At 36.8% G+C, this 751-nt stretch carries 2 protein-coding genes; both read left to right on the forward strand.

What is annotated here, in order from left to right; translation table 11 throughout:
- The first annotated feature begins 49 nt into the window (after window positions 1–49).
- On the forward strand, window positions 50–274 hold the full coding sequence (locus OCV67_RS13425; protein ID WP_147644417.1) for a Lar family restriction alleviation protein: 225 nt from the start codon (window positions 50–52) through the stop codon (window positions 272–274).
- Between the two features lie 137 nt (window positions 275–411).
- On the forward strand, window positions 412–687 hold the full coding sequence (locus OCV67_RS13430) for a hypothetical protein (RefSeq protein WP_147644418.1): 276 nt from the start codon (window positions 412–414) through the stop codon (window positions 685–687).
- The last annotated feature ends 64 nt before the right edge of the window (window positions 688–751 follow it).

Consider the following 751-nt stretch of genomic DNA (forward strand, 5'->3'; position numbering starts at 1 on the left):
GTAGTTGGAAACGTTTTTGATAATTCTGAATTGCTGAAAGGAGAAGAAAATGAATGAAAAATTAAAACCGTGTCCGTTTTGTGGAGGTAAGGCAAATGTGGGGGTAGATGATTTTAATAATAAATATCTGGTTATGTGTGGTGAGTGTGGTGTGATGATGGGAATATCGCTTGAAATTGGCGTAGAAATAATAAATGGTTGGACTGCTGAATTTGAATCAGTCGAATTAGCGATTGAGAACTGGAACAGGAGGGCTGAAAATGCCGAAGTGTGAGAAATGTTATCATACATGCCTCAAAATACCGTCTAGAATGCGCTGTAATCAATTTTGAATGTGTTATAATGAAATTACAGGGTTAAAATCATAACGCCTAAAAACGGGCGTAGAATTGAAATATGGAGGATTAGAAAATGTCAGCACATAAAAGATTTACACGTATATGCGTTTCATGCGGCGTTGAGATGCCGAATTCAGGCAGTTCCAAAAAATATTGTACCGAGTGCGCCAAAGAACGGCATCGCAAAAATAGACGTGAATATATGCGAAATATCAGAAATTCAGGTGAATACATATCGCCTGCAAATGAAGTCAAACGGTCGAGGTCAAATAGCATGAAAAGAATTAACGATATTGCCCGAAATACCGTAAACTATGGAGAATATCAAGCTAAAAGAATGGAGGATTAAAATGTCAACACAAACATATGTAATCTATGACAAATACAACGGACATATAGTTTGTGACATCAAG

This window comes from Porcipelethomonas ammoniilytica, from assembly GCF_025567485.1.
Taxonomy (GTDB): domain Bacteria; phylum Bacillota; class Clostridia; order Oscillospirales; family Ruminococcaceae; genus Porcipelethomonas; species Porcipelethomonas ammoniilytica.

What these genes read in the sequence shown, in the direction of transcription:
- OCV67_RS13425 (WP_147644417.1), top strand. Translation starts at nt 50, where the DNA reads ATGAATGAAAAATTAAAACCGTGTCCGTTTTGTGGAGGTAAGGCAAAT.
- OCV67_RS13430 (WP_147644418.1), top strand. Translation starts at nt 412, where the DNA reads ATGTCAGCACATAAAAGATTTACACGTATATGCGTTTCATGCGGCGTT.